Below are 24,312 nucleotides of genomic sequence, written 5' to 3'. Positions count from 1 at the left end.
CCGAATAACGGTCAGGACCGAAAGTAGCCGGGGTGAATTTCGGCTGTCAACGGCTGATATCAACTCGGAACAGCTCGGAGCCGTTCGTCATCAGCAACTGGCGATCCCCCCGGACGCCGAGCCGCCGGTGCGCGTGCTCGACGAACAGCGTCGGGACGGCCTTGTCGCCCGGCGCGATCCGGTAGATCTTGTTCAGGTCGATGCTCACGTAAACGGCCTCCGGGGTGGCGACGATGTCGCCGCTGGAGTTCGTCGCACCGAGCGTGAAGGACTTCTTCACCTTGCCGGTGTCCGGGGCCACCGCGAACACAGTCTTCCCGGCCACGCCCCACAGCAGGCCGTCCGGGCCCATCGTGACCGCCGAGACGGTCGCCCGGCCCGGTACCGGCACGCTCTCCCACAGCTTCTTCTTTCCTGCCACGTCCCACGCGAACACTGTGCCCGCGGTCCGTGTCGGCGGGGTGGTGGACAGGCCGCCGGCGATCGACGTACCGCCGTACACGATGCCGTCGCGGGAGGTGAGGCCGAAGACGGACTCGTCCTGGACCACGTTGCGGTACTTCTCCGCGGTGTTGGTCACCGGGTCGTAGATGACCAGAGCGCCGCCGAGCCGGTCGCCGTCCGGGACGGTGCCGACCGCGATCTTGCCGTCCACCTCGGTGAGCGCGCGGGCGCGGGTCTGCAGGAGGTCGGGCTTCAGGTTGAGCAGCCGCTTCGGGTTGTCCGGCGTGCCGGGCGGTCCGGGGGAGTACTCCGGGCTGCTCCAGGGCTTCGTGGTGTCGTAGGAGTAGAGGCGGGCCTCCGGGTAGGCGCCGACCCAGACCGTGCCGTCGGACCCCTCCATCAGCGCCTCGACCTGCGAGAACCGGTTGAACTTCGCCTCGCCCGTCGTCGGGTTGACCACCGACACGCCGCCGTTCAGGAAACCGCCGGCGTAGATGTTGTCCTTGCCGCCCCCGACGGACAGGATCTCGATCGGCTCCCGCCGGACCTTGGTCTGGAAGATCTCCGACTTGCCGGTCTGCGGGTTGTACCGGAACTCCTCACCGCGCCACAGGGTGCCGACGACGCTGGTGCCCGGGTAGTCGGGCAGGTTCAGGTCGGCGTACCCGATCGAACGGGCGTTCTGGATCCGGCCGGTGAACGTCAGACCGGTACCGGACAGGGTCTTGGTGGCCGGGTCGTACTTCTTCAGTTCGCTGCTCTGGATCAGGTACAGCGAGCCGTCCGCGCCGATCGGGGAGATGTCCAGGCCGTGCGCGTTCGGGATCTCGTCGACCCATGCGCGGGTGGCGATGTCCCAGACGTACAGCGGGCCGGGGAACGCCGTGCTGATCCGGACGTACACGCGTCCGCCGCGGGCGTTCAGGTCGTACACGACCTTGTCGGACGGGTCGCCGAGTCCGGGCGGTGACGGTACTTCGGTCTTCGCGCCGGTGGCGACGTCGAGCTCCATGACGTGCGCGTCGGGCATCGTGCCGGCGTACACCTTGCCGCCCGCGTAATCGATGCTCTTGACGTACGTCTGGCCCGCCAGCATCGTGCCGTAGTCGCGGATCGCGCCGGTCTGGTCGTCGTACCGGAACACCTTGCCGTTCGGGTACGTGCCGCCGTACACGTTGCCCTGTTCGTCGGTGGTGATCCGCCAGATGAACGACTCGGACGCGATCGGCCGGCCGAGGTCCTCGACGCTGCCGCCCGGGCGCAGCCGGTAGAGGTGGCCGTTGTTGTAGGTGCCGACATAGATCGTGCCGTCGGGGGTCGCGGCGACCGCGTAGCTGCCGTCCGCACCGGGCAGGGCGGTGGACAGCAGGCTGTCGCCCGTGGCCGGGTCGATGGCGTTCAGGTACGCCGGACTGCCGGTGGACACGTTCCAGATCGCGGTCTTGCCGTTCGGTCCGGGTGCGACGGTGCCACCGATGAGCAGTACGTCGGACAGCGGCGTACCGAGTGAGACGACTGTGCCCACAGGTGGCTGGTGCCCCGCCTCGGGGGGCGTACTCAGGGGTGTGGCGAGCAGGGTGGCGAGTGCCAGTGCGAGAAGCGAGCGGACAGATCGCATGGGATTGCCTCCGGGGTGCCGTATTTACGGTCCTGTCCGAAAGTGAAGCTCTCGCGGTGACGCCAAGTCAACGGCTCAGCAGAATTTGCCACTACTGGCAGCAGCTGCGGCGGTTACGGCCTCGGCCGTTAAGTCTTGGGCAGCTTGTCCAGCAGTTCCTGGAGCATCGCGCGGGTGGCAGCGAAGTAGCTGTCCTCACGGTGCAGGGCCCGGCGGAAGGCGGCCAGCTCGGCCGGCGAGATGGTGTTCGAGAACGTGCTGACCTCGGTCAGGTCGAGTCGCCGGTTGAACAGGTGCACTGTGTCCCGCCAGCGGTGCAGCAGACCGACCAGCTCGGCGTCCCGGTGCAGCCCGAGCGCGCCGGACACCAGTGCGAGATCGACAGCGGACACGATCAGTCGCGGGTACACCTGCCGGCTGGTCGGCGCGTCCGGCGAGAACCGCTGGTCACTCAGCAACCGGGTGTTCTCGTGCAGTTCGTCCGCGACGGCCCGCAGGACCTCGGTACGGCGTTCCGCCTCGGCCGTCAGCCGCTCGACGAAGATGCCCGTCAGCCCGGCGACCAGCGTGAGCGAGTTGACCGCCGGCTCCCAGCGCGAGTTCTGCGGCCAGAAGAACCAGATGACGCCGAGCACGAACGCGAGCGCGAGCAGGCCGTACGTCGCCACGCTGACGACGGTCCGCCGGTTCATCCGGCTCACGTGGCCCAGATGTCGTCGGCGAGGGTGTTCGCGGTCTCGCCGGCCGCCTCCGGTGCGAGCAGCAGCAACTCCAGGCCGAACGGGTTCGGGCGGCGGGTGTAGCGGAACTGGGACTGGATCGCCTCGACCGGGGTCAGTCTGCAGGCCTCGGTGAGCCGCTTGAGCCGGGTGGTGGAGTACTTGCGGGTCGTGTAGAGCCGGATCGTGTCGCCGACCGGGAGCACCACCTCGGTGTGGTCCGGCAGCTCCATCCGGATCTCCTCACCGGTGTCGTTCTGCCAGAGGATCTTCACCAGCAGGGCATCGTCGTCCTCGACCTCGCCGATGAACTTCACCAAGTCGTTGCTGATCTTGAGGTCGGTGTTGTACCGCAGGGCGCTGGTGACGAACTCCGCGAACGCGCGGGTCTGGTGGTACTCGTCCGCGGCCGCGTCGGCGGTCTCCTGGTCGAGTCGCGTCGTACTCGCCACCTCGAGCAACAGCCGGTCCTGCGGGCGCAGCACCCGGGTGAGCGTGCCGAGCAGCTCGTCGTCGCTCTCGAAGTTTGCCAGCGTGTTCCCGGTCAGGGTGAACAGGATCGGCTCGTCGCCGACCAGCCGGGCCAGCATCTGCGCGAGCTCGTCCATGTTGTCGTCGATCGAGAAGTCCAGCTGCACCGGCAGCACCTGGGACACCGGGAAGCGGGCGCCGCGGACCGGCTCGAGCGTGCCCATCCGCAGCATCTCCGAGCTCATGTCGACCGGGATGTAGTACATGTGCCGGTTGTGCCGGCGCAGGTCGCTGAGGATCGTGCGGTCCTTGACGCCGGTGCCGACGCCGAGGCTGACCAGGTGGAACCCGCCGTTGTCGACGTGCGGCCGGAGCTTGCGCCAGTGCCGCAGGAACGACTCCGTGCCCGCCTTCATGACCAGGTAGAACGGGTCGTTGGTGGCGTTCGCCCAGGCGATCGTCGGGGCGATCCCCCAGTACGAGAAGCCGGAGGTGATGCGCTTGCTGTCACCGGTTGCCGAGAACGGCCCGCGCAGGTCCGCGGTCAGTGTCGCGAGCTTGTCCGCCTGGTCCTCGCCGACCAGCATCAAGGACCAGGCGAAGTCGTCGTCGGCGAGCGCATGCTCGAGCTTGCGGATCACCGGTACCGGCTCTGTCACAACTCACCCCTCACACGATGAGAGGTCAGGTTATCGGGTACGGCAGATTACTGCCCGTCAGATCGGGGTGACGGCGTCGGCCTCGCGGCCCTTCGGTCCGTCGACGATCTCGAACTCGACGTGCTGGCCGTCCTCGAGCGTCTTGTACCCGGCGGAGACGATCTTGCTCCAGTGCACGAACACGTCGTCCTGCCCGTCGACGGCCAGGAAACCGTAGCCCTTGTCCGCGTTGAACCACTTCACGGTGCCGCGCACCATCAGAGAACTCCTCGACCACGGGACCCGCTCACCAGGGCCCCTCGCGATGAACAAGACTAACCGAGAGCGCGCCCACGCAGAGCGCCGTACCCGCCAGGGCCGCGCTGACCCACAGCGGGCCGTGGTAGCCGGCCGGCCCGATCGCGAGCCCGCCGAGGACCGGTCCGCCGGCCGCGCCGACGTTCAGCGCGGCGGTGGCGAGCCCGCCGGTCAGGACCGGTGTCTCGGCGCCGGCGTACAGCGCGGAGGAGATCAGCGTCGAGCCGACCGCGAAGGACAGTGCGCCTTGGACGAGGACCAGGGCGACTGCCGGTACGTCGTACGCCGCGGTGAGGGCGAACGCGCACCAACCGAGCAGCAAGATGCCGCCGGCAACAAGGACGAGCCGGTCGTCGCGACGGTCGGCGTACCGGCCGGCGACGGTGACGCCCGCGAACGAGCCGAGGCCGAAGAGCGCGAGCATGACCGGCACCCATCCCGCTCCGAACCCGGTGACCTCGGTCAGCACCGGCGAGAGGTACGTGAACGAGCAGAACGTCGCGCCGTTCACGAGCGCCCCGAGCAGCAGCAGTACGGCGAGCCGCGGCCGGACCCGGAACGCGCCGACCGTCGCCGGGCCGGTGCCCCGGTCCGGGACCGAGCGCAGGATCGCGATCAGCGCCGGGAGCGACACGATCGCGACCGCCCAGAACGCGGACCGCCAGCCGAGGTACCGCCCGAGCACCGCACCCGCCGGTACGCCGACGATGCACGCGAGCGTCGTACCGCCGAGCAGGATCGAGGTCGCGCGGCCCTTGGCGTCCGGGCGGACGAGGCCGGTGGCGGTGGCGAGCGCGACGGCCAGGAAGCTCGCGTTCGCGAGAGCGGCCAGCACCCGGGTGACCAGCAGGACGGTGAAGCTCGTGGTCAGCGCGCCGATCACGTGGACGGCGAGGAAAACGGTCAGTGTCGTCAGCAGGGTCCGCCGGCGCGGCCAGCGGGCGCCGAGGACCGCGATCGCCGGTGCGCCGACGATCATGCCGAGCGCGAACGCCGACGTGAGCCAGCCGGCGGCCGGGATCGAGATGCCCAGGTCGCGGGCGATGTCCGGGCCGAGTCCGGAGAGCATGAATTCGGAGGTCGCCTGGGCGAAAACGGCCAGGCCGAGCAGGTACAGCACAAGAGGCAGTGCAACGAAAGGCATGGAGGCACTCCGCAACCATGAGAAGACGGCGGCAGGACGGATCGCCTGCCGTGGGTCGTCTCCGGCCGTCCGGTGTGCGTCACACGGAACAGCCGGTGGTTACGGTCTGTCTGCCTCCGGGCTGGTCACGGCGTGGAGCTTAGAGAACTCCCCGCCGCGCCGTCCATCGAGTTAACCGCGACGCGAGGCGGCCAGGCCGAGTACGCCGGCCGTGACCAGGAGGAGGGCGCTGGTGACGCCGAGGTCGTCAGGTTGCAGGACGCCGCCGTCGGTCAGCATCCAGATCGTGGCCGCGCCGGCGAGGACCGTGCCGGCCACCACGCCGGGCACGTCCGGCGTGGTCTTGTGTGGCTGCTGGCTCATCCGCGTTCCACCTTGATGCTGCCGAGTTTGAGGTTCAGATCCAGAGTGACCTGTTCGCCGGCCTTGCCGTCGGTGCCGAGGTCGTCGAGCGTCAGTTGGGCATTATGGCCGCCCTTGCTCTGGTTGAGGAAGACGACGTCTCCCATCTCGGTCGACAGTTGCCCCTTCACGTCGACGTCCGGCGGTACCTTGACGACCACCTCGCCGAGGCCGCCGTTCACCTGGACCTTCGCACCCGGGCCGAACGTCGCCTTGGTCAGGTCCAGACGCACCGACCCGGCGTCGAACTCGTAGCTGGTCCCGGTCGCCGTGATGGTCTGACCGGTCGGCGCGACGTAGTTCGTGTCCGCGAAGTTCTTCGGTACTGCGGGGAACACCGTGCTGGCCACCGCGCCGACCGCCAGCAGGATGCCCAGCGGCAGCAGGGCCAGCGTGCGGCCGACGAACCCGCCGAGCAGCATGCCGGCGCCGAGCGTGGCCAGGCCGATGACCAGCATCGTCGCCGTGGAGGCGCCCGCCAGCGCGGCGATGCCGATCGCGAGACCGGTCAGCACGACGACGATCGACTTGACCCCGCGCATGCCCTTGGCAGGCGGTCCGGGCGGCCTGCTCGCGGCAGGCGGGGTGGTGCCGGCCGGCTCGTCGACGTAGAGGCCGAGGGGGTCGTCCTCGGTCCACACAGGCTGGACCGGTTCGACGGTGCGGTCCTGGGGTCGCTGTGTGGCCGAGGACGAGGGGCCCGCCGGGGGAACTGGCGGGTCCGTCCGGGGCGGCGCGTACGCCGCGGGCTCCTGCATGGCCTGCTGCGTGGCCTGCTGCGTGGTCTGCTGCATGGTCGGCTGAGTGGTGTACTGCGTGGTCGGCTGCTGACCGTGGCCGGCCGGGTAGGTGGTGTCCTGGGGACCCACGCCCGTGCCCTGGCGGTTGTTCTTGCGCTGCTTGGCGACCAGCCAGATGATCACGAGAACGATCAGCGGACCGGGGACGAACCGGCCGAAGTCGAACGACGACATCATCGCGATCGCGGCGAACACACAGACCCCGATCACGACCGGCCACAGCCACGGGTGGTCGGGCCGGACCCGGTCGCCGAGCAGCCCCTGCGCCGCGGAGCGGTCGCTGCCGTCGTCGGGCATCAGCACCCAGGCGGCGATGTAGAAGATGACGCCCGGGCCGCTGATGATCAGCACGGCCATCACCACGCGGACCAGCACGGGGTCGATGTTCAGAGCGCGGCCGATGCCGCCGCAGACGCCGGCGACCCAGCGGTCCGACCTGCTGCGCCGCCAGCTCTGGGGGTTCTGCAGGCGGTTGCGGTCGAACCCCGCGGGTCCACTCTGGTTCTGCTCCATGACATCGATACTGGCCCGATCGCGCCCGGAATCACATCGGGGATGCCCCCTGAGGACCCCGGAGTCGCTCGTTCGGAGACGGCGCCGCTCGGGGTTGTCCCGGAGCTGACCCTGACCGCTGCGGGCGGGCGCTGAGGAGGCGGCCGGGGACAAGCCTGCTGGTGTCGGGCCGGTCCACATGTGACGATCGTGGTGATGAGCCAGCCAGCAGCCGCGCCGCCGGGCGGATCCTCCGCAGAAGGAGGCCAGCCCGAGTCGACCCCTGGCCAGAACCAGGACCAGTGGCGCTACAAGGGCTGGGGCCCGCAGGGACCGGGGCAGTACCAAGGTCCGTACGCCGCCTACGCGGCCCGGATGGGCAATCAGCAGCAGTACGCCGCGCCGGGCGGTCCGCCGTACTCGACCCCGCCCTACTCGACGCCGTACTCGACCCCGCCGTACGCGAGCCTCCCGCCCCGGCAGCCCACGGACGCGCCGCGCCGGGCGTACCGCCGTACCGAAGGACGCGTCGTCGCCGGTGTGGCCGGTGGCGTGGCGGACCACCTCGGGGTGTCGGACACCGTCGTACGGCTGGTCCTGATCGCGACCACTGTCTTCGGCGGCTTCGGCGTCCTGATCTATGCGGCGCTGTGGTTCCTGATGCCGCTCGCGCCGGAGACCGTGCCGGCTGCGCCGGGCCTCGCCGCGCACACGCGCAGCGGGTTGCGTACCGACGAGCCGCCGGCGCCGGTCGCCGAGGCGAAGCAGCGGAAGCGGGAGAAGAGCCGCGGCCAGCTGCCCGCGCTGGTGGCGATCGGTGCCGGGCTGCTGATCCTGCTGCAGGTCGCCGGGCTCGGGATCGCCGGGAAGCTGTTCTGGCCGCTGGTGTTCGCCGCGACCGGTCTGGCGCTGATCTGGCGACAGGCGGACGAGAGCCAGAAGGACAAGTGGACCCAGGACATCCGGGTCCCGATCCTCGGCCTGGTGCTCGGCAAGGGCGGCTGGAAGTCGCTGATCCGGATCGGCGTCGGGCTGGTTCTGCTCGGGACCGCGGTCACCCTGTTCCTGGTGCAGAACGGCCGGCTCTCGATGGTCGGCGACGTACTGATCGCGCTGCTGCTCGCGGTGGTGGGGATCGGGGTCATCGCCGGGCCGTGGGTGCACCGGCTGACCCGCGACCTGAACGCGGAGCGCGCCGAGCGGGTCCGGTCCCAGGAGCGCGCCGACATGGCCGCGCACCTGCACGACTCGGTGCTGCAGACGCTGGCGCTGATCCAGAAGCAGGCCGACGACCCGAAGGCGGTCGCCCGGCTGGCGCGTTCGCAGGAGCGCGAGCTGCGGTCCTGGCTGTACGACGAGGACGACCAGGCGGACCAGACGATCGCGGGTGCCGCGAAGCGGGCGGCCGCGGAGGTCGAGGACTCGCACGGCGTCCCGATCGAGGTGGTCACGGTCGGCGACTGCGACCTGACCGAACCGCTGGCGTCGATGGTCCGGGCCGCCCGCGAGTCGATGGTGAACGCGGCCAAGCACTCGGGCGCGGCGAAGATCGACGTGTTCGTCGAGGTGGACGGCGACCGGGTGGAGATGTTCGTCCGCGACCGCGGCAAGGGCTTCGACGTCGACGAGGTCCCGGACGACCGGCTCGGCTTGCGGCACAGTGTGATGGGCAGGATGGAACGGCACGGCGGCCGCGCAACAGTGCGGTCCGATCCGGAGACAGGCACCGAAGTGCGACTGGAGATGGACAGATGAGCAGCAGGCGCGTTGTCGTCGTCGACGATCACGACATGTTCCGGGCCGGGGTACGCAGCGAGATCGGCGCCTCGGTCGACATCGTCGGGGAGGGATCCGACGTCGACACCGCGGTCAAGGCGATCGTCGGGACCGAGCCGGACGTCGTACTGCTCGACGTCCACCTGCCGGGCGGCGGTGGCACCGAGGTGATGAAGCAGGTGCACCAGCGGCACCCGGACGTCAAGTTCCTCGCGCTGTCGGTCTCCGACGCCGCGGAGGACGTGATCGGCGTGATCCGGGCCGGCGCCCGCGGGTACGTGACCAAGAACATCTCCGGCACCGAGCTGGTCGACGCGATCAACCGGGTCGCCGAGGGCGACGCGGTCTTCTCACCGCGGCTGGCGGGCTTCGTGCTGGACGCGTTCTCGGGCGCGATCGACATCGCCTCGGTGGACGAGGACCTGGACCGCCTGTCGCAGCGCGAGCGCGAGGTCCTGCGGCTGATCGCCCGCGGCTACGCCTACAAGGAGGTCGCTCGCGAGCTCTTCATCTCGGTGAAGACCGTCGAGACCCACGTCTCGTCCGTACTGCGGAAGCTCCAGCTCTCCAACCGCCACGAACTGACCCGCTGGGCCACCGACCGTCGACTGGTCTAGCGGCCGCTCGAGGTGTAGGGGAGCAGGGCCATCTCGCGCGCGTTCTTGATGGCGCGGGCTACCTGCTTCTGCTGTTGCGGGGTCAGGCCGGTGACGCGGCGGGAGCGGATCTTCCCGCGGTCGGAGATGAACTTCCGCAGCAGCGCGGTGTCCTTGTAGTCGATGTAGGTGATGCCGTCGCGGTCCAGCGGATTCTGCTTCGGCTTGCGCTTGCCGGTCGGGGCCGGGCGTCGAGGCATGGCGCCACTCCTCTGTTGAATGTCGTTTTCAATTAGAGTAGCGCAAGACCTCGCCGGTGGCGCGTCGTCCGCCTAGAGAGATCGGGTGGTGCCGACCTGGGTCTGATGATGCCGGGTGCCGACGGCTGATTTATGTCGGTGGGTCCCGGGAAACTGCCTGCATGCCTGACGACAGCGCTTTGCTCGACAAGCATCCGCTGGTACTGCGGGCCTACAAGTACGCGCTGAATCCGACGCCGCGTCAGGCTCGACTTCTGGACGGGCATTGCGGTGCGGCGCGGAAGGCCTTCAATTGGGGTCTTGGGTGGGTCAAGGCGGTAATGGATCAGCGGTCGGCCGAAGCCACCTACGGCATCCCGGACGAGCTGTTGACTCCGGCGATCTCGTGGTCGATGTATTCGCTGCGCAAGGCCTGGAATCGGGCCAAGAGCGACGTTGCACCGTGGTGGGCGGAGTACTCGAAGGAGGCCTACGCCTCCGGCCTGACCCAGCTTGCAACCGCGCTGAAGAACTGGGCCGACTCACGCAAGGGGAAGCGGGCCGGGCGAGTGGTGGGGTTCCCGCGCTTCAAGTCCAAGCGCACGGCGGTCAGGTCGTGCCGGTTCACCACCGGCGCGATTCGTTGCGACGAGCGGTACGCCGTACTTCCGCGGATCGGCCGGGTGCGGCTGCACGAGACACCGGCACCGGAACTGCTCGACGGCACAGCCAGGATCCTGGCCGCGACCATCCGCTTCGAGCGCGGCCGGTGGTTCGTGTCGCTCACCGTCGAACAGGACACACCCGCCCGGACCCCGCGGCGGCCCGATGCCGTAGTCGGTGTGGATCTGGGCATCAAGAGCCTCGCAGTCCTGGCCGAACCGAATGGCGAGCCACACACGGTGCCGAACCCGAAGCACCATGACGCTTCGCTGCGGAAGCTCGGCAAGCTGGCACGGCGTGCTTCGCGTCGTCGCGGCCCGGATCGCCGGACCGGCCGGTTGCCGTCGAACCGGTGGAAGCGCGCCAACGCGCAGCGCAACCGCGTCCATCATCGGGTGGCGTACCAGCGCGCGGATGCGCTGCACAAGTTCACCAGTGCGATTGCGGCGGAGTACGGGACCGTCGTGGTGGAGGACCTGAATGTCGCCGGGATGCTTCGGAATCGTCGGCTTGCTCGTCGGGTCGGGGATGCGGGGTTCGGTGAGATCCGGCGGCAACTGGCGTACAAGACCGAGTGGAACGGCGGGCGCCTGGTCGTGGCTGACCGGTGGTTTCCCTCGAGTAAGACCTGTTCGGGGTGGAGTCGTGAAAGCCAAGCTGCTCTTGTCCGAACGCGACTACCTCTGTAAATCCTGCGGTCTGGTGATGGATCGTGATGAGAACGCGGCGAGGAATCTTGCCGCGCTGGCGGTCGCCGCGAGTGGTGCGGAGACGTTAAACGGACGTGGAGCCGACCAGAAGACCCGGGTCACCGGGCGGGTGGCTGTGAAACGTCTACCCGGCAGCCCAGAGTGTGAGACCGGGACCGCCTTGCCAGAGGCTGTGAGTGTGTAGCCGATGACACTCACGCGCAACGGCATCGATTCGCCACTCCGTTCGGCGCGTCCGCGTTGGGCGGCTGTTATACCGTCGACTCTTATGGAGCGGAATCTCACAGCCGATCAGCTCGCGCTCTTCGAGAAGGAGTTCGCGTCGAACCCGCAGTACCGGGTGATGCAGAACGCCGTCACGCAGACGCCGGTCAACAGCCTTGCCCTGGATCGCCAAGTCGTCACGTCGATGGACCATTCGGTGTCCCATCTGCTGGACGACTGGAAGGTGACCAACCAGAAGAAGAGCGGCCGGTGCTGGCTGTTCGCCGGGCTGAATCTGCTCCGCGTGGGCGCGGCCGAGAAGCTCGGCGTCAAGGACTTCGAGTTCTCCCAGAACTACCTGCTGTTCTGGGACAAGTTCGAGCGCTCGAACTTCTTCCTCGAGGCGATCCTCGAGACCGCGGACCGGGACGCCGACGACCGGACCGTCGCGCATCTGCTGTCCGACCCGATCGGTGACGGCGGCCAGTGGAACATGTTCGTCGCGCTGGTCCGCAAGCACGGCCTGGTGCCGAAGTCCGCGATGCCGGAGACCGAGAGCTCGTCGGCGACCGCGCAGATGAACGACGTCCTCCGCAAGCTGCTCCGTCAGGGCGCGCGCGACCTGCGGGCGCTGGAGGGCGACGAGGCGCGCCGCGACCGCAAGCGCGAGATCCTGACCACCATCCACCGGGTGCTGAGCATCCACCTCGGCACGCCGCCGCAGAAGTTCCTGTGGCAGTGGAAGGACAGCGACAAGGGCTTCCACCGCGACGGCTGGACCACGCCGGCCGAGTTCGCTGCGGCCTACGTGCAGCTGCCGGTCGACGAGTACGTCTGTCTCGTGCACGACCCGCGATCGACCAGCCCGGTCGGCAAGACCTTCACTGTCGACTTCCTCGGCAACGTCATCGACGCCCCGCCGGTGGTGTACCTGAACGTCGACATCGAGCTGATGAAGCAGCTCACCCAGGACGCGATCGTCGGCGGCGAGCCGGTCTGGTTCGGCTGCGACGTCGGCAAGCAGATGAACTCCGACCTCGGTTTCTGGGACGCGAAGCTGTACGACTACGGCTCCGTCTACGACACCGAGTTCACGCTGGACAAGGCCGAGCGGCTGGTGCACCACGAGACGCTGATGACGCACGCGATGCTGTTCACCGGCGTCGACGTGGTGGAGGGCAAGCCGCGCCGCTGGCGGGTCGAGAACAGCTGGGGCGACGAGAAGGCCGACAGCGGCTTCTGGACCATGAACGACTCGTGGTTCGGCGAGCACGTGTTCGAGATCGCCGTCCGCCGGTCCGCGCTGCCGGCCGAGCTGCAGGCGCGTCTGGACGACGAGCCGATCGTGCTCCCCGCGTGGGACCCGATGGGCGCGCTGGCCGATCAGGCCTGAAGAATCAGGCCTAGAGGATCAGGCCGAGCGCCTCGGCGGGTCGCTCCAGGGTCGGCAGGTGGCCGGCCCACGGGAGATGGACCCGCTCGGGCGTCGGCAGCCGTTCGGCGAGGTAGTCCGCGCTGTCGGTGAAGAACGCGAAGTCATGCGCGCCCGTGATCAGTCGCACGGGCGCGCTGATCTTCTCCGGCTCGACCGGCCATTCCTCGTTGTCCACGTCCCCGGCGGCCAGTTGTACGTCGTACGCCTGCTTCTGCATCGCCCGGAGCAGCTCGCGGGCCTCGTCGTCCGCTTCCGGCCCGATCCACCGCCGGACGGTGACGTCGGTCGCGCCGTCGACGTCGCCGGCCTCGATCAGCTTGTTCTCCTCGGCCCAGACCGCGCGGACCCCGTCGTCGGGCTGCACGTTGTCGGTCGGCGCACAGATCATCACCAGCCGCGAGAACAGCTCCGGCCGCCGGCTCGCGACCTGCTGCACGACGTACCCGCCGTACGACGCCCCGACCGCTGTCACGTCCCGCGCCCCGATCTCCTCGAGCAGGGCGAGGACGTCGCCCGCGTCGGAGTACTTCGCGCCCTGCTCCAACGGCGTCTTCCCGAAGCCGCGCAGATCGAGCGTGATCACCCGATGGCTGCTCTTCAGCTCCTCCACCTGCCGATCCCACATCCGCGCATCGGCCACGCCCGCATGCACCAGCAACAGATCCGGACCTTGCCCGGCCACCCCATGAGAAATCGTCATGGCTGCACCCTCCAGCCGTTCAGGCCCCGGGGCAACCGGATTACGCATCAGAAGACGTCGGGCTCGCCCTCGCGTCGGGGACCGAAGATGCGGCGCTCTCCTCGTCGAAAGGCGGTACGGGCAGGCGGCGGTTCATCTGTTCTCCTCGTGTAGTAGTTCCCTGCGGTAGTGGTGGAGCAGCCGGGGTGAGCCTTCGACGACGGCTCCGACCAGCCGTCCTTCCCGTCGGTACTCGGCGACGAGGCGTCCGGAGCGGTCCTCTGTGCCCACGTTGACGTCGAGGTCCGCGCCGGTGAAGCCGACGGACTGTAGCCGCCAGTCGTGGACCTGGGTCCAGAACGACGGCAAGGGTGGTGGACCAGGGTCCAGCCCGAGTACGGCTCTCGCCGCCCGTACACCCTGATCGACGGCGTTGGAATAGTGCTCGACCCGCACCAGTTCGCCGCCCAGCAGCGGGTGTGGCGAACGCGCCACGTCACCAGCGGCGGCGACGCCGGGTGCCGCAAGGCCGTCAGCTCCGAGCTGGACTCCGCCGACGACATCGAGGCCCGACGAGGCCAGCCACTCGACGGCCGGCTCGGAGCCCAGTGCGGCGATCGCGAAGTCCGCCGCTACCTCGTCGCCGTTGTCGAGCGAAGCAAGCAACCCAGTTCCGGCCGATGTCAGTTGCGTCACGTGCCGCCCCAGACGCAGATCCACTCCATGCCGCCGGTGCAAGGCCGCCAGTTGAGCGGCGACCGGAGTCCCGAGCGCGTGTTCGAGGGGAAGGTCGCGCCGGGCGACGAGCGTGACGTGCTTGCCCTTCGCCGCCAGGGCGGAGGCCACCTCACTGCCGATGAAACCGCCGCCGATGACCAGGGCGCGGTCTCCGCTGGCGAGCCGGCGTCGAAGCCGCACGGCGTCGTCGAGCGTACGCAGTACGTGGACCAGCGGATGACGCAGACGTGGTGGAAGCGCGCGGGCCCGAAGTCCGGTGGCGATGATGACGCCGTCGAACGCCAGCGTCGCTCCGCTGTGGAAAAGGATCCGGCGACGACCTGGATCCAGCTCGGTGGCCCAGTGGTTCCGCCACCACTCGGCGTCCACCTCGTGCTCGTCGACCAGGGACAGGTCGACCTGCTCGGTCAGGAACTCCTTGGACAACGGCGGCCGACGGTACGGCAGATGCTTCTCACCGCCGGCCACCACGAGTCGTCCGCCCCAACCGAGCGTCCGCAGCTCACGTGCCGCGCTCAGCCCGGCCAGGCCGGCACCGACAACAGCGATCGTCTTCACGACGCGTCGTCCAACAGCCGGATGGCCCGGACCGGGCAGGCGCTGACGGCGTGGCGTACCGCCGCCACGTGACGCTCGTCGGGCGCGGACTCGTAGACGAGTTCGTCGTCATCGTCGAGCCTGAAGACGTCGGGAGCAGCGAAGACACACTGGGCGTGAATCTCGCAGACTTCGCGGTCGACCTCGATGTTCACCCTTGGCTCCGTTCGAGCCGCGGGTTGAACTTGGACGCCCGGAGGAACTCCCAGCGCAGTGGAACGCGGCCGTCGAGTTGCACGACCCGCTCGACGGTCACGTCCACCATGCGTTGGGCACCCGGATGCCGTGCGGCCCGGCGTTCGTCCCAGTCCACCGTCGCGGTCCCGCTGACGTGCAGGGTGGCACCGCTGTCGAAGTCCCAGAAGAGCAGACCGACCCGAGGGTCCAGCGCGAGGTTGCCGAATGTCATGTACATCGAGTTGCCGACGTAGTCGGGCCAGCTCAAGTGACCGGACGCGGCGTCGACGAAGCCCGGGCTTCCGCCGCGGTGCGACGCGTCGTTGCCGAGGCCGCGCGCACCCGTACCGACGAAGAACGTGTCACTCTGCCGGATCCACGCGACCTGGGCGTCGCTCAGCTGGGTGCTGTCGGTGCGGGTGACGGCGGCGATGGGTTCCGTCCGCTGGATCCGCCGTACCTGGATGTACTTCGGACAGTTGGCGAGGACCTGGTCGGCCTGCACGTACAGGCCGCGCTCGTCGGCGTGGGCACGTCCGTTGATCCGGACGCGGCGCCGCGTCTCGGGCTCGATCGCGATCATCCCGACATCGCGCGGATCGCGGAATGCCTCGGCCAGCGGATCCAGCACCGGCCAGTTCGCGCCCAGGCGCACGCCGGTCTCTCCGCCGGTACCGCCGGACACGGTGATGAAGCCGGGAACACCTGTCAGCAGGCTCGTCCACAGCTGTCCGTCGTACTCGGCCGAGATCACCATCAGATGCTGGGATCGCAGGAACTGCTCGGCGATCTCCGGTATGGCGTTGTCGACGGCGGCACTGCCGTGCGCGGCGGCCACGATGCCGGCTCGGCGCTGCACACTCGACTCTCCGGGATGGAACATCGGAGTCCTTTCGGGAAGGGCCCGGGACCGCGGTGCAGACGATCCCGGGCACGGTGAACGACGGCTCAGAAGAAGCCGCAGGTGGGCGCGCCCTTGACCGGAGCGCTGTCTCCGTCGACGCCGGTGGTCGCATAGATCTCCAGGCGGACCCCGTCGGGGTCGTGGAAGAACACGCCGCCTGACGTCGCGCCTTCCCCATGGGCGACTACGCCGTCGTAGAAGAACTCCACGCCGAGCCGCTCGAGGGTCGTCTCCGCCGCGCGCACAGCCTCGATGTCGGGCACCTCGAACGACAGGTGGTGCAGACCGGGGAGACCGGTCGCGAAGCTGCCGTCGCTCTGTTCCCACAGCGCGACGGACAGCACTCCCTCGGTACCGAGCAGCGCCCACGCGCGCTCGTCCTCGGCCCGGGCGAGAACGTCGAAGTCGAACAACGCCTCGTAGAAGTCGATCGACCGGCCCAGGTCCGTCACGTTCAGCGCGACATGTCCTGTCTTCAGCGCCGGGTTGCTCATCGCGATCGTCCAATCTCGCGAGGCGTCCCGTCACTCACCACGAGCGACTAATGGTTAGGAGCCTCGCAACTGTTAGATGACTGTAGGAGTCGAGGCTAATGCATGGCAAGTCTGAATCCGTTAGAATTCTCCGGACGGGCCAACTTCCTCGCCGCAGAACGTGGCGAACCGACGAGAGGTGTGAACTGGTGAACGTGCCTGACCTCTATCCCGGCGAGCCACTCCCGATCCGTTTGATGAACACCGTCTGGGCCGACCGCCACGGGGTCCACGACTCACTGTCGACCGTTGATCAGTTACAGACCTGGGCGCGGCAGTGCGGCCTCGAGAGTTCCGGCGGCATCCACGACGACGAACTGAGCGAAGCGCGCGCTCTGCGCGACGCGTTGCGCCGTCTGGCCGCCGCCGCCTTGAGCGACGACCGTCCGGCTGCGGTGTCCGACCTGCCGGTGTCCGGGGCGGCCGACATCCTCAACGAGCTCCTACTGCGATGTGTGCCCGAACTGAGCGTGCTGAACGGCGGCACCGTCCTCGCCCGCGGCTGGCGCCTGGACGCGGACGGATTCCGGAGCGATCTGCTCCGGATCGGACTGGAGGGCCGGGATCTGCTCGACGATGCGCCCCGTCGCGTCGGCGCGTGCCACGGTCCCGGATGTGTCCTCTACTTCCACCGCAGTCCGGCGCGGCGCGAATGGTGCTCGTCCGGATGCGGCAACCGGGCCCGCGTGTCCCGGCACTACCACCGGCAGCGCGAACAGGCGCAGCGCCCGGCAGAGTGATCCGTCCGGACCGAGGTCACACCCGGACGACGGTGAAGGCTTCCGCGTAATGGTTGGGCGGGAGGCCGGCGGCGGTGGCTACCTGGGCGAAGGCGGCGCGGATACCTGCGCGCAGGCCCTCGGGATCGCGGTGCTGGCTGACGTGCGACATCAGCGCGGCCAGCTTCTGGTCGAACGTGTCGGTGATGTCGACGTAGTGGTTCGCGGTGGGGTGGTCCATCATCCAGAGTTCGCCGACGTCCCACGCCTCCTCGGACAGGTCCGGGTACGCGTACGGGTTGCCCGCGGCCGGATAGAACGCGCGGACCGTGGCCTCCGCCGCGGCCATGTGGTCGGGGTGCGAGACCTGGAGGCGGTGCCACGAGCGTTCCGGTGACTGGGTGAGCAGCCGTTGCGGGCGGACTGTGCGGATCACCTGGCTGATGTCGCGGACGAGTTGCGCGGTCGGCTCGACGGCGCCGTCCTGGTACCCGAGGAAATGCAGGTCGCGGACCCCGACATGCTGCGCGGCGGTGGTCTGTTCGGCCCGTCGTACGCCGGGGATCTCGGCGCGATCGCGATGCGGCTCGAAACCACCGGCCTGCCCGTCGGTGACGATGCAGTACTGCACCTCGATGCCGGCCTTGGTCCACAGCGCGACCGTGCCGGCGCCGCCGAAGTCGATGTCGTCGGGGTGCGCGACGACGACCAGAACGCGCTCGATCTCGCTGTCCGGCCGCGGATCCGCCTGAGGCACAGTCACAATTCCGACCCTAACTGTTTGCCTGGGCGGGCACAGTGGAATTCATGGAGTTCGGTGGCACGTGCGATCCGCGCGACGCCGGCCTCGACCCCGACCGGCTGGGCGAGGCGGTCGAGCTGATCGGAGCCCGTGGAGCGGTCGCTCAGCTGTGCGTCGTCCGGCACGGGCAGACCGTGGTCGACCGCTCCTTCGAGTGCTCACCGAACGCATTGTTCTGGCTCTTCTCCGCGAGCAAGCCGTACCTCGCCGTCGTCATCCACCAGCTCGTCGAGTCCGGCCGCCTGCACCTCGACGACGCGGTCGCGGCGTACTGGCCGGAGTTCGCCCACAACGGCAAGCGCGAGATCACGGTCCGCCACGTGCTCCGGCACCGGTCCGGGGTGTCGAGCGCCGGGTCGTACGTCGGTGAGCTCCGCGCGATGACCGACTGGGACCGGTCGCTGCGCCGGATCGAGGACACGCGCCCCCGTTGGCCGATCGGGACCGTGGCGTACAGCCCGTTGGCGTTCGGGTTCATCCTCGGTGAGGTCGCGCGGCGGTGCGCCGGGCTGCCGTTCGACGAGCTGGTACGGCGATCCGTGTTCGAGCCGCTCGGCACCGAGGACACGTACCTGGGCCTGCCGGACGACCTGTGGGGACGGCACGTCCCGATCAGAGCGGTCGGTCCGGTCGGGCCGTTCATCCAGTCCGTCCTGAACAACCGCCGGACGCGTGAGGCCGTCGTACCGGCGGCCGGGATCTCGACCACGGCGCGGGAGGTGGCCTGGTTCTACCAGGCGCTGCTGGACGGCCGGCTGCTGCGGCCGGAGTCGCTGGCCGTCGCGGTCGAGCCGACCAGCGAGGGTGAGTACGACCCGGTCGCGCGGGCGCCGGTCCGGTGGTCGCAGGGGTTCCAGCTGGGCGGACCGCGCTGGATGGAGGGCACGGTGTCGTCGCTGGGGTCGCTCAGCAGTCCGCGCGCGTTCGGCCACAACGGCAGCAACTGCTGCGTCGGCTGGGCCGACCCGGACCGGCAGATCGCGTATGCGTACCTGACGAACCGGGTCGGCCGCCCCAAGTCCGATCTGGCACACCACGCCGCCGTTGCGGACAAGGTCCTCGAGGCCGCCGGCTGAGCCCGCTCCCGCTCCTCGCCTCTGGTGGATCTACGCCCGAGATGCAGGGTTTGCGCCCCGGATCCCGGACGTAAACCCGGCATCTCGGACGCCCACCCACCAGAGGTGGTCAGGTCAGGCCAGCGCGGGGGCCGGCATGCGCTCGGCGATCACGTGGTCGACGATGCCGTAGTCCTTGGCGCCCTGGGCGGTCAGGACGTGGTCGCGGTCGGTGTCGTGCCGGAGCCGCTCGACCGTCTGGCCGGTGTGCCGCGCGAGGATCTCCTCCACCTGGCCGCGGACCCGCACCACCTCGTCCGCCTGCAGGATCAGGTCCGGGATGGTGCCCTGACCACGCCCGGCCGGCTGGTGCAGGACGACCCGCGCGTGCGGCAGGATCGCCCGGCGACCTTCGGTACCGGCCGCGAGCAGCACCGCCCCGGCGGAGATCGCCTGCCCGACGCCGTACGTCGCGATCGGCGACTGGATGTACCGCATGGTGTCGTAGATCGCGAGCATCGCGGACGTGTCGCCGCCCTCGCAGTTGATGTAGAGGTTGATCTCCGCCTCGGGATTGTCCGTCTCCAGGTGCAGCAGCTGGGCGATGATCGCGTTCGCGACGCCCGCGTCGATCGCCGTACCCAGATAGATGACGCGCTCGGTCAGCAGATGTGAGTAGACGTCCATGATCCGCTCGCCCCGCGGGTGCTGGGCGATCACGTTCGGAATCGTGTAGCTGCTCATGCCGCGGCCCTCCTGGGCATCACCTGGTCGAAGGACTCGACGATGTGGTCGATGAAGCCGTACTCGCGGGCCTGTTCCGCGGTGTACCAGTGGTCGTGCAGCGAGTCCTCGTGCACGGTCTCGAACGACTGCCCGGTGTCGCTCGCGACGATCCCGAGCACGGTGTCGCGGATGTGCCGCAGGTCGTTCGCCTGGATCTCGATCTCCACCGCGGACCCGCCGATCCCGGCCGAGCCCTGGTGCATCAGCACGCGGGCGTGCCGCAGGGCGTAGCGCTTGCCCGGCGTACCGGCCGACAGCAGGAACTGACCCGCGCTGCAGGCCAGCCCGATCGCCAGCGTCGACACATCGCACGGCACCAGCCGCATCACGTCCCGGATCGCCAGCATCGACGGCACCGAGCCGCCGAGCGAGTGGATCCAGAACGAGATGTCGGTGTCCGGGTCCTCGGCCGCCAGCGTCAGGATCTGGGTGGCCAGCAGGGTCCCGTTGTCGTCGTTGAGGACTCCGTCCAGTACGACGATCCGCTGCCCGAACAGGCGCTGGCGCGCGGTCTCGTTGAACAGCGGCGGTTTCATGTCTTCTGCCATGTCTTCCACCCTGACCGCACGGATCGTCGCGGCCCAGCTTTTCTGCTGAGGGCAACTCTGCCCAGAGCAAACGCGCCCTCAGAGCACCGCTGGCAACCGAGCTGTGAAGTCGGCCGGGAAGGTGTGTCCCAGTCCCTGGATCCGCTCGATCGTGAAGCCGGTCAGCCGGTCGGCCGCCTCATCCACGACCTCGAGCAGGTCGTCGTCCGTACCGATCCAGATCGTTGCTGGCGACAACGGTCGTCCAGTCTCCGGCAGTTGACGCAGGGCGGGAGCCATCGCGAGTACGCCGTCGACCGGAGTCGGTTGCCCCGTGAGCGCCCAGTCGAGCGCCACCCGCCCACCGGCCGAGAACCCCGCCGCAACAATCGGCAGACCGTCGGCCGGCTGCAGGCCGGCACCCGGGGCGCCTTCGACGGCGGGCTGAGCGAGTTCGGCGGGCAGTTCGGCGAGGGCGCGGGCGATGTCCGCGCGGGCCTGCTCGGGGTCCGGCCAGGTGCGGTACATCGGCGACATCCGGTACGACGACTGCACGCAGACGAGGGCGTAGCCAAGCTCCACCACCGCGGCCCAGTCCCGCCGAGCATGCTCCGCCCGCTGCCCCGCTCCGTGCAAGGCGACAACCACCCCGGCAACCGGCCCGGCTGCGGCGGACGCCGACTCGGGTCGCCCCGACCGCCGGCCGGCCGGGAGCGTGATCAGCGGCCGGACCGGCTCGTCCGCCACGCGCGCCTTCGACACCGCGACCAGTTCCGGGAACTCGGGGCGGTCCCGCAAGGCGGCCAGATCGTCGTCCTCGGTGAGGATCTCCGGTCGCCACCACGCGCCCGCCGTACTCGCGTCCAGCAACACCCGCAGCGACTCGTCGGTGTCACCGGCCGCGCCGAGCAGACACGCCTTGAGATGGGCGAGCTCGGCGGTCCACACCTCCAGCCCGTCGCTCTCCGCGTCCAGCAGCTCCACCGCGGCGCGGTACCGGTGCTCGTTGTAGAGGACCTCGATCTGGTCCACCAGGTCGTCGTACCGCAGTTCGGAGGCGTCCACGTGGGCGATCCTCGCAGGACCGGACACCCCGTTCGAACCGATTTTCGGTAACTGTCGGGGGGAGCGCCTAAGGTGTTGGGTGATGACTACGCTGTTCTCGCCTGATGAGCTCCCGGTGCCGCTGGAGGAGCCGAAGACGTCTCGCACCGATCCGGACAAGCTGCTCGAGGGGCTGAACCCGCAGCAGCGGGCGGCCGTCGTGCACGCCGGCAAGCCACTGCTGGTGGTTGCCGGTGCGGGGTCGGGCAAGACACGCGTGCTGACCCGGCGGATCGCCTACCTGCTGGCCGCCCGGGACGCCCACCCCGGGTCGATCCTCGCCATCACCTTCACGAACAAGGCCGCCGCCGAGATGCGGGAGCGCGTCGTCGACCTGGTCGGCCCGCGGGCGAAGCTGATGTGGGTCTCGACGTTCCACTCGTCCTGTGTGCGGATCCTGCGCCGCGACATCAAGCGGTTCGGGATCAACTCGACGTTCTCGATCTACGACGACACCGACTCGCGCCGGCTGATGACGCTGGTGTGCCGCGAGCTCGACCTGGACGTCAAGCGGTACAACCCGCGCGCCGTGCTGAACTGGATCAGCACCCAGAAGAACGAGCTGATCGACCACGAGACGGCCGTCGCGAAGGCGGAGAACCATCTCGAGGAGACGTACGCCGAGTGCTACCGCATCTACCAGGAGCGGCTCGCCCAGGCGAACGCACTGGACTTCGACGACCTGCTGATGACCACGGTCAACCTGCTGCAGGCCTTCCCCGAGGTCCGTGAGTACTACCGCCGCCGGTTCCGCCACGTGCTGGTCGACGAGTACCAGGACACGAACCACGCGCAGTACACGCTGATCCGCGAGCTCTGCGGTGAGGACCCGGCGGACTACAACGGCCCGACCGCGCCGCCCGCCGAGCTGATGGTGGTCGGCGACTCGGACCAGTCGATCTACGCGTTCCGCGGCGCCACGATCCGCAACATCCTCGCGTTCGAGGAGGACTTCGCCGGCGCCGAGACGATCCTGCTGGAGCAGAACTACCGCTCCACCCAGACGATCCTGACCGCGGCCAACGCGGTGATCAGCCGGAACGAGGGCCGCAAGGCGAAGAACCTCTGGTCCGACCAGGGCCAGGGCGAGCAGATCGCGGTGTACGTCGCCGACAACGAGCACGACGAGGCGCAGTTCGTCGCCGACGAGATCGACCGGCTGTCCGACGCCGACGGGGTCAAGCCGTCCGACGTCGCGGTGTTCTACCGGACCAACGCGCAGTCCCGTGTCTTCGAAGAGGTCTTCATCCGCACCGGCCATCCGTACAAGGTGGTCGGCGGCGTCCGGTTCTACGAGCGCAAGGAGGTCCGTGACGCGCTCGCGTACCTGCGGGTGCTGGTGAACCCGGAGGACACCGTCTCGCTGCGCCGGATCATGAACGAGCCGAAGCGCGGGATCGGCGACCGGGCGGAGGCCGCGATCGAGGCGCTCGCCCAGCGGGACCGGATCTCGTTCGCGCAGGCGATGCGGCGGGCGCAGGACGCCCCGGCGATGGCCTCGCGGTCGGTCAACGCCGTGCAGGCCTTCGTGGACATCCTCGACGAGCTGACCGCGATGGTGGACTCGGGCGCACCGCCGGACGACATCCTGGACGTCGCGCTGCACCGTTCCGGGTACTACGAGACGCTGCAGAAGTCCCCCGATCCGCAGGACGAGACCCGCCTGGAGAACCTGGACGAGTTCATCTCGGTGGCGCGGGAGTTCGTCGAGGAGCGGACCGCCGCCGGTGAGGCCGCCGATCTGCAGGCGTTTCTCGAGCGGGTCGCGCTGGTCGCGGACGCCGACCAGATCCCGGACGCGGCCGACGACGGCGGCGTGGTCACGCTGATGACCCTGCACACCGCGAAGGGCCTGGAGTTCCCGGTGGTGTTCCTGACCGGGATGGAGGACGGCGTCTTCCCGCACTCCCGCTCGCTGACCGACCTGAAGGAGCTCGAGGAGGAGCGTCGGCTCGCGTACGTCGGCATCACGCGGGCCCGTCAGCGGCTGGCGATCTCCCGTGCCGCGGTGCGTTCGGCGTACGGCGCTCCGCAGCACAACCCGCCGTCGCGGTTCCTGGAGGAGATCCCGGCCGAGCTGCTCGACTGGCGCCGCGACGAGTCCGCGATCACCCGCTGGTCCGGGACCGGCACGACCCGCGGCAGCGGCATCCCGAGCAGGTACGAGCCGGCCCGCAGGACCGCCTCGGACAAGCCGGTGATCAGCCTGAATCCGGGCGACCGGGTGGTGCACGACAGCTTCGGGATGGGCACCGTCGTGGTGGTCCGCGGCGAGGGCCAGCAGGCCCAGGCAGACATAGATTTCGGGTCCGAAGGTGTGAAACGACTCCTGCTTCGGTACGCACCGGTGGAGAAGATCTAGGTCAACTTCTTGGACGCATGCGTTGCATCTGACCCGGAGATTGAGACAATCAAGGATCTTCGGCCCCTCCCGGAAGCGCGCCCATGTCCAAGTCGTCGGCCAGTAACCGCCGGATCATCCTGGCGGGAGCGAATCCTGGGCTGCGGCTGTTCGACGAGAACGGCAAGGTCACGGCGTACGCCTCGATCTGGATGGTCGACTGGTCGATCCGCGGCTCCGGTACGGCGGTCGTGCTCTGGTTCGACGGGATCGTCCGGGTGGTGTCCGAGGACGTCGACCTGGCCGCCTGGCTGGAGCGGTACTTCGTCCGCTCGTTCCTGGAGGTCCAGGGGCTGCCCTGGCACGAGCCGGCCGTCGAGCGGGACCTGGTCCAGGTCTCGATGAACCTCGCCGACGGGCTGAGCGCGAAGGCCGCCGACATCCAGATCGAGATGAGCGGTGTACTGGACCGGCGGTTGTTCGCGACCGACAGTTTCCAGCTCGCGGAGGGCAACCACAGCCTCAGCCTGGTGATCGCTCCGGTCCGTTCCGCGACCGTCTCGATCGGCGGCGCCTCGGTGCCGGGCTTCGTCCAGGTCGACGGCTCACCGGACAAACCGGGATCGTCCGCGTTCCTCACGACCGCGGAGGTCTGGCAGCGCTGACCTATCCCTTACGCTG

General features: G+C 69.1%; 26 protein-coding genes. 9 read left to right on the top strand and 17 right to left on the bottom strand.

Translation table 11 applies throughout. The annotated features are described in order from the left end of the window. Positions 1–46 precede the first annotated feature (46 nt). The 7 genes from BJY22_RS40415 to BJY22_RS40385 form a co-directional block, all read right to left on the bottom strand. Complete coding sequence (locus BJY22_RS40415; RefSeq protein WP_167217524.1) at positions 47–2,062, bottom strand: ligand-binding sensor domain-containing protein; 2,016 nt, start codon at positions 2,060–2,062, stop codon at positions 47–49. Positions 2,063–2,190: 128 nt separating this feature from the next. Further along, complete coding sequence (locus tag BJY22_RS40410) at positions 2,191–2,754, bottom strand: hypothetical protein (protein ID WP_167217522.1); 564 nt, start codon at positions 2,752–2,754, stop codon at positions 2,191–2,193. Between the two features lie 5 nt (positions 2,755–2,759). Beyond that, positions 2,760–3,911, bottom strand: a complete 1,152-nt coding sequence (locus BJY22_RS40405; RefSeq protein WP_167217520.1) for an L-histidine N(alpha)-methyltransferase — start codon at positions 3,909–3,911, stop codon at positions 2,760–2,762. A 57-nt stretch (positions 3,912–3,968) separates the two neighbouring features. Next, complete coding sequence (locus tag BJY22_RS40400) at positions 3,969–4,169, bottom strand: cold-shock protein (protein ID WP_167217518.1); 201 nt, start codon at positions 4,167–4,169, stop codon at positions 3,969–3,971. Between the two features lie 28 nt (positions 4,170–4,197). Continuing rightward, positions 4,198–5,337: a Cmx/CmrA family chloramphenicol efflux MFS transporter gene (locus tag BJY22_RS40395; RefSeq protein WP_420371446.1), complete on the bottom strand. Its 1,140-nt coding sequence runs from the start codon at positions 5,335–5,337 to the stop codon at positions 4,198–4,200. A 186-nt stretch (positions 5,338–5,523) separates the two neighbouring features. Continuing rightward, complete coding sequence (locus BJY22_RS40390; RefSeq protein ID WP_167217514.1) at positions 5,524–5,715, bottom strand: hypothetical protein; 192 nt, start codon at positions 5,713–5,715, stop codon at positions 5,524–5,526. Then, positions 5,712–7,067: a PspC domain-containing protein gene (locus BJY22_RS40385; RefSeq protein WP_167217512.1), complete on the bottom strand. Its 1,356-nt coding sequence runs from the start codon at positions 7,065–7,067 to the stop codon at positions 5,712–5,714. The genes BJY22_RS40390 and BJY22_RS40385 overlap by 4 nt, the downstream gene beginning before the upstream one ends. A 195-nt stretch (positions 7,068–7,262) precedes the next feature. Between BJY22_RS40385 and BJY22_RS40380 the strand changes: the two genes are divergently transcribed. Beyond that, positions 7,263–8,801 carry an ATP-binding protein gene (locus tag BJY22_RS40380; protein WP_167217510.1) on the top strand — a complete coding sequence of 513 codons (1,539 nt, stop codon included), beginning with the start codon at positions 7,263–7,265 and terminating at the stop codon, positions 8,799–8,801. Continuing rightward, complete coding sequence (locus tag BJY22_RS40375) at positions 8,798–9,439, top strand: response regulator (RefSeq protein WP_167217508.1); 642 nt, start codon at positions 8,798–8,800, stop codon at positions 9,437–9,439. Before BJY22_RS40380 ends, BJY22_RS40375 begins: the two co-directional genes overlap by 4 nt. Here the strand turns inward: BJY22_RS40375 and rpsR are convergent. Next, positions 9,436–9,678, bottom strand: coding sequence for a 30S ribosomal protein S18 (gene rpsR, locus BJY22_RS40370; RefSeq protein WP_167217506.1), 243 nt, complete (start codon positions 9,676–9,678; stop codon positions 9,436–9,438). The two genes, BJY22_RS40375 and rpsR, sit on opposite strands and share 4 nt — an antisense overlap. A 161-nt stretch (positions 9,679–9,839) precedes the next feature. On the opposite strand from rpsR, the gene tnpB reads away from it, so the two are divergent. From tnpB to BJY22_RS40360, 3 genes are all read left to right on the top strand, one after another. After that, positions 9,840–11,009: an IS607 family element RNA-guided endonuclease TnpB gene (gene tnpB, locus BJY22_RS40365; protein ID WP_202891487.1), complete on the top strand. Its 1,170-nt coding sequence runs from the start codon at positions 9,840–9,842 to the stop codon at positions 11,007–11,009. Beyond that, positions 10,966–11,214, top strand: coding sequence for a zinc ribbon domain-containing protein (locus BJY22_RS43385; protein ID WP_202891486.1), 249 nt, complete (start codon positions 10,966–10,968; stop codon positions 11,212–11,214). The genes tnpB and BJY22_RS43385 overlap by 44 nt, the downstream gene beginning before the upstream one ends. Positions 11,215–11,298: 84 nt before the next feature. Continuing rightward, positions 11,299–12,627, top strand: a complete 1,329-nt coding sequence (locus BJY22_RS40360) for a C1 family peptidase (RefSeq protein ID WP_167217504.1) — start codon at positions 11,299–11,301, stop codon at positions 12,625–12,627. A gap of 10 nt (positions 12,628–12,637) precedes the next feature. On the opposite strand, the gene BJY22_RS40355 is transcribed toward BJY22_RS40360, so the two are convergent. The 5 genes from BJY22_RS40355 to BJY22_RS40335 form a co-directional block, all read right to left on the bottom strand. After that, positions 12,638–13,369 (bottom strand): alpha/beta fold hydrolase, encoded by a 732-nt coding sequence (locus BJY22_RS40355; protein WP_167217502.1) that lies wholly within the window; start codon positions 13,367–13,369, stop codon positions 12,638–12,640. 132 nt (positions 13,370–13,501) lie between these two features. Next, a complete protein-coding gene (locus BJY22_RS40350) occupies positions 13,502–14,644 on the bottom strand; it encodes an FAD-dependent oxidoreductase (protein WP_167217500.1) in 1,143 nt (380 codons plus the stop codon). After that, complete coding sequence (locus BJY22_RS40345) at positions 14,641–14,838, bottom strand: ferredoxin (RefSeq protein ID WP_167217498.1); 198 nt, start codon at positions 14,836–14,838, stop codon at positions 14,641–14,643. Before BJY22_RS40345 ends, BJY22_RS40350 begins: the two co-directional genes overlap by 4 nt. Then, positions 14,835–15,743, bottom strand: coding sequence for a pyridoxamine 5'-phosphate oxidase family protein (locus tag BJY22_RS40340; RefSeq protein ID WP_167217496.1), 909 nt, complete (start codon positions 15,741–15,743; stop codon positions 14,835–14,837). Before BJY22_RS40340 ends, BJY22_RS40345 begins: the two co-directional genes overlap by 4 nt. Before the next feature lie 65 nt (positions 15,744–15,808). Continuing rightward, a complete protein-coding gene (locus tag BJY22_RS40335; RefSeq protein WP_167217494.1) occupies positions 15,809–16,258 on the bottom strand; it encodes a VOC family protein in 450 nt (149 codons plus the stop codon). Between the two features lie 188 nt (positions 16,259–16,446). Between BJY22_RS40335 and BJY22_RS40330 the strand changes: the two genes are divergently transcribed. Next, complete coding sequence (locus BJY22_RS40330) at positions 16,447–17,037, top strand: ABATE domain-containing protein (protein ID WP_167217492.1); 591 nt, start codon at positions 16,447–16,449, stop codon at positions 17,035–17,037. Between the two features lie 16 nt (positions 17,038–17,053). On the opposite strand, the gene BJY22_RS40325 is transcribed toward BJY22_RS40330, so the two are convergent. Continuing rightward, positions 17,054–17,779: a PIG-L deacetylase family protein gene (locus BJY22_RS40325; RefSeq protein WP_337759821.1), complete on the bottom strand. Its 726-nt coding sequence runs from the start codon at positions 17,777–17,779 to the stop codon at positions 17,054–17,056. A gap of 44 nt (positions 17,780–17,823) precedes the next feature. On the opposite strand from BJY22_RS40325, the gene BJY22_RS40320 reads away from it, so the two are divergent. Further along, on the top strand, positions 17,824–18,894 hold the full coding sequence (locus tag BJY22_RS40320; RefSeq protein ID WP_167217490.1) for a serine hydrolase domain-containing protein: 1,071 nt from the start codon (positions 17,824–17,826) through the stop codon (positions 18,892–18,894). A gap of 114 nt (positions 18,895–19,008) precedes the next feature. Here BJY22_RS40320 and BJY22_RS40315 read toward each other — a convergent pair whose 3' ends face one another. The 3 genes from BJY22_RS40315 to BJY22_RS40305 all read right to left on the bottom strand — a co-directional run bounded on the left by BJY22_RS40315 (position 19,009) and on the right by BJY22_RS40305 (position 21,251). After that, a complete protein-coding gene (locus BJY22_RS40315; protein WP_167217488.1) occupies positions 19,009–19,617 on the bottom strand; it encodes a ClpP family protease in 609 nt (202 codons plus the stop codon). Beyond that, positions 19,614–20,207, bottom strand: a complete 594-nt coding sequence (locus BJY22_RS40310; RefSeq protein ID WP_167217486.1) for a ClpP family protease — start codon at positions 20,205–20,207, stop codon at positions 19,614–19,616. The genes BJY22_RS40315 and BJY22_RS40310 overlap by 4 nt, the downstream gene beginning before the upstream one ends. Positions 20,208–20,285: 78 nt before the next feature. Then, the gene (locus tag BJY22_RS40305; RefSeq protein WP_167217484.1) at positions 20,286–21,251 is read right to left on the bottom strand and encodes an alpha/beta hydrolase; all 966 of its coding nucleotides are present in this window, start codon (positions 21,249–21,251) and stop codon (positions 20,286–20,288) included. Positions 21,252–21,333: 82 nt separating this feature from the next. On the opposite strand from BJY22_RS40305, the gene pcrA reads away from it, so the two are divergent. After that, positions 21,334–23,652: a DNA helicase PcrA gene (gene pcrA / locus BJY22_RS40300; RefSeq protein ID WP_167217482.1), complete on the top strand. Its 2,319-nt coding sequence runs from the start codon at positions 21,334–21,336 to the stop codon at positions 23,650–23,652. An 83-nt stretch (positions 23,653–23,735) separates the two neighbouring features. Then, positions 23,736–24,296 carry a hypothetical protein gene (locus BJY22_RS40295; protein WP_167217480.1) on the top strand — a complete coding sequence of 187 codons (561 nt, stop codon included), beginning with the start codon at positions 23,736–23,738 and terminating at the stop codon, positions 24,294–24,296. Positions 24,297–24,312 lie beyond the last annotated feature (16 nt).

This window comes from Kribbella shirazensis (genome assembly GCF_011761605.1).
GTDB lineage: Bacteria > Actinomycetota > Actinomycetes > Propionibacteriales > Kribbellaceae > Kribbella > Kribbella shirazensis.
The sequence above is the reverse complement of the archived record's forward strand: the minus strand, read 5'-3'. Positions and strand labels throughout refer to the sequence as shown.

Bases quoted from the DNA above. Each gene is read 5' to 3' on its own strand.
- BJY22_RS40295 (WP_167217480.1), top strand. From the start codon at position 23,736: ATGTCCAAGTCGTCGGCCAGTAACCGCCGGATCATCCTGGCGGGAGCG.
- BJY22_RS40320 (WP_167217490.1), top strand. From the start codon at position 17,824: ATGGAGTTCGGTGGCACGTGCGATCCGCGCGACGCCGGCCTCGACCCC.
- BJY22_RS40340 (WP_167217496.1), bottom strand. From the start codon at position 15,743: ATGTTCCATCCCGGAGAGTCGAGTGTGCAGCGCCGAGCCGGCATCGTG.
- BJY22_RS40375 (WP_167217508.1), top strand. From the start codon at position 8,798: ATGAGCAGCAGGCGCGTTGTCGTCGTCGACGATCACGACATGTTCCGG.
- BJY22_RS40410 (WP_167217522.1), bottom strand. From the start codon at position 2,754: ATGAACCGGCGGACCGTCGTCAGCGTGGCGACGTACGGCCTGCTCGCG.
- BJY22_RS40355 (WP_167217502.1), bottom strand. From the start codon at position 13,369: ATGACGATTTCTCATGGGGTGGCCGGGCAAGGTCCGGATCTGTTGCTG.
- BJY22_RS40415 (WP_167217524.1), bottom strand. From the start codon at position 2,062: ATGCGATCTGTCCGCTCGCTTCTCGCACTGGCACTCGCCACCCTGCTC.
- BJY22_RS40310 (WP_167217486.1), bottom strand. From the start codon at position 20,207: ATGGCAGAAGACATGAAACCGCCGCTGTTCAACGAGACCGCGCGCCAG.
- BJY22_RS40360 (WP_167217504.1), top strand. From the start codon at position 11,299: ATGGAGCGGAATCTCACAGCCGATCAGCTCGCGCTCTTCGAGAAGGAG.
- BJY22_RS40315 (WP_167217488.1), bottom strand. From the start codon at position 19,617: ATGAGCAGCTACACGATTCCGAACGTGATCGCCCAGCACCCGCGGGGC.
- BJY22_RS40335 (WP_167217494.1), bottom strand. From the start codon at position 16,258: ATGAGCAACCCGGCGCTGAAGACAGGACATGTCGCGCTGAACGTGACG.
- pcrA (WP_167217482.1), top strand. From the start codon at position 21,334: ATGACTACGCTGTTCTCGCCTGATGAGCTCCCGGTGCCGCTGGAGGAG.
- tnpB (WP_202891487.1), top strand. From the start codon at position 9,840: ATGCCTGACGACAGCGCTTTGCTCGACAAGCATCCGCTGGTACTGCGG.
- rpsR (WP_167217506.1), bottom strand. From the start codon at position 9,678: ATGCCTCGACGCCCGGCCCCGACCGGCAAGCGCAAGCCGAAGCAGAAT.
- BJY22_RS40380 (WP_167217510.1), top strand. From the start codon at position 7,263: ATGAGCCAGCCAGCAGCCGCGCCGCCGGGCGGATCCTCCGCAGAAGGA.
- BJY22_RS40400 (WP_167217518.1), bottom strand. From the start codon at position 4,169: ATGGTGCGCGGCACCGTGAAGTGGTTCAACGCGGACAAGGGCTACGGT.
- BJY22_RS40390 (WP_167217514.1), bottom strand. From the start codon at position 5,715: ATGAGCCAGCAGCCACACAAGACCACGCCGGACGTGCCCGGCGTGGTG.
- BJY22_RS40385 (WP_167217512.1), bottom strand. From the start codon at position 7,067: ATGGAGCAGAACCAGAGTGGACCCGCGGGGTTCGACCGCAACCGCCTG.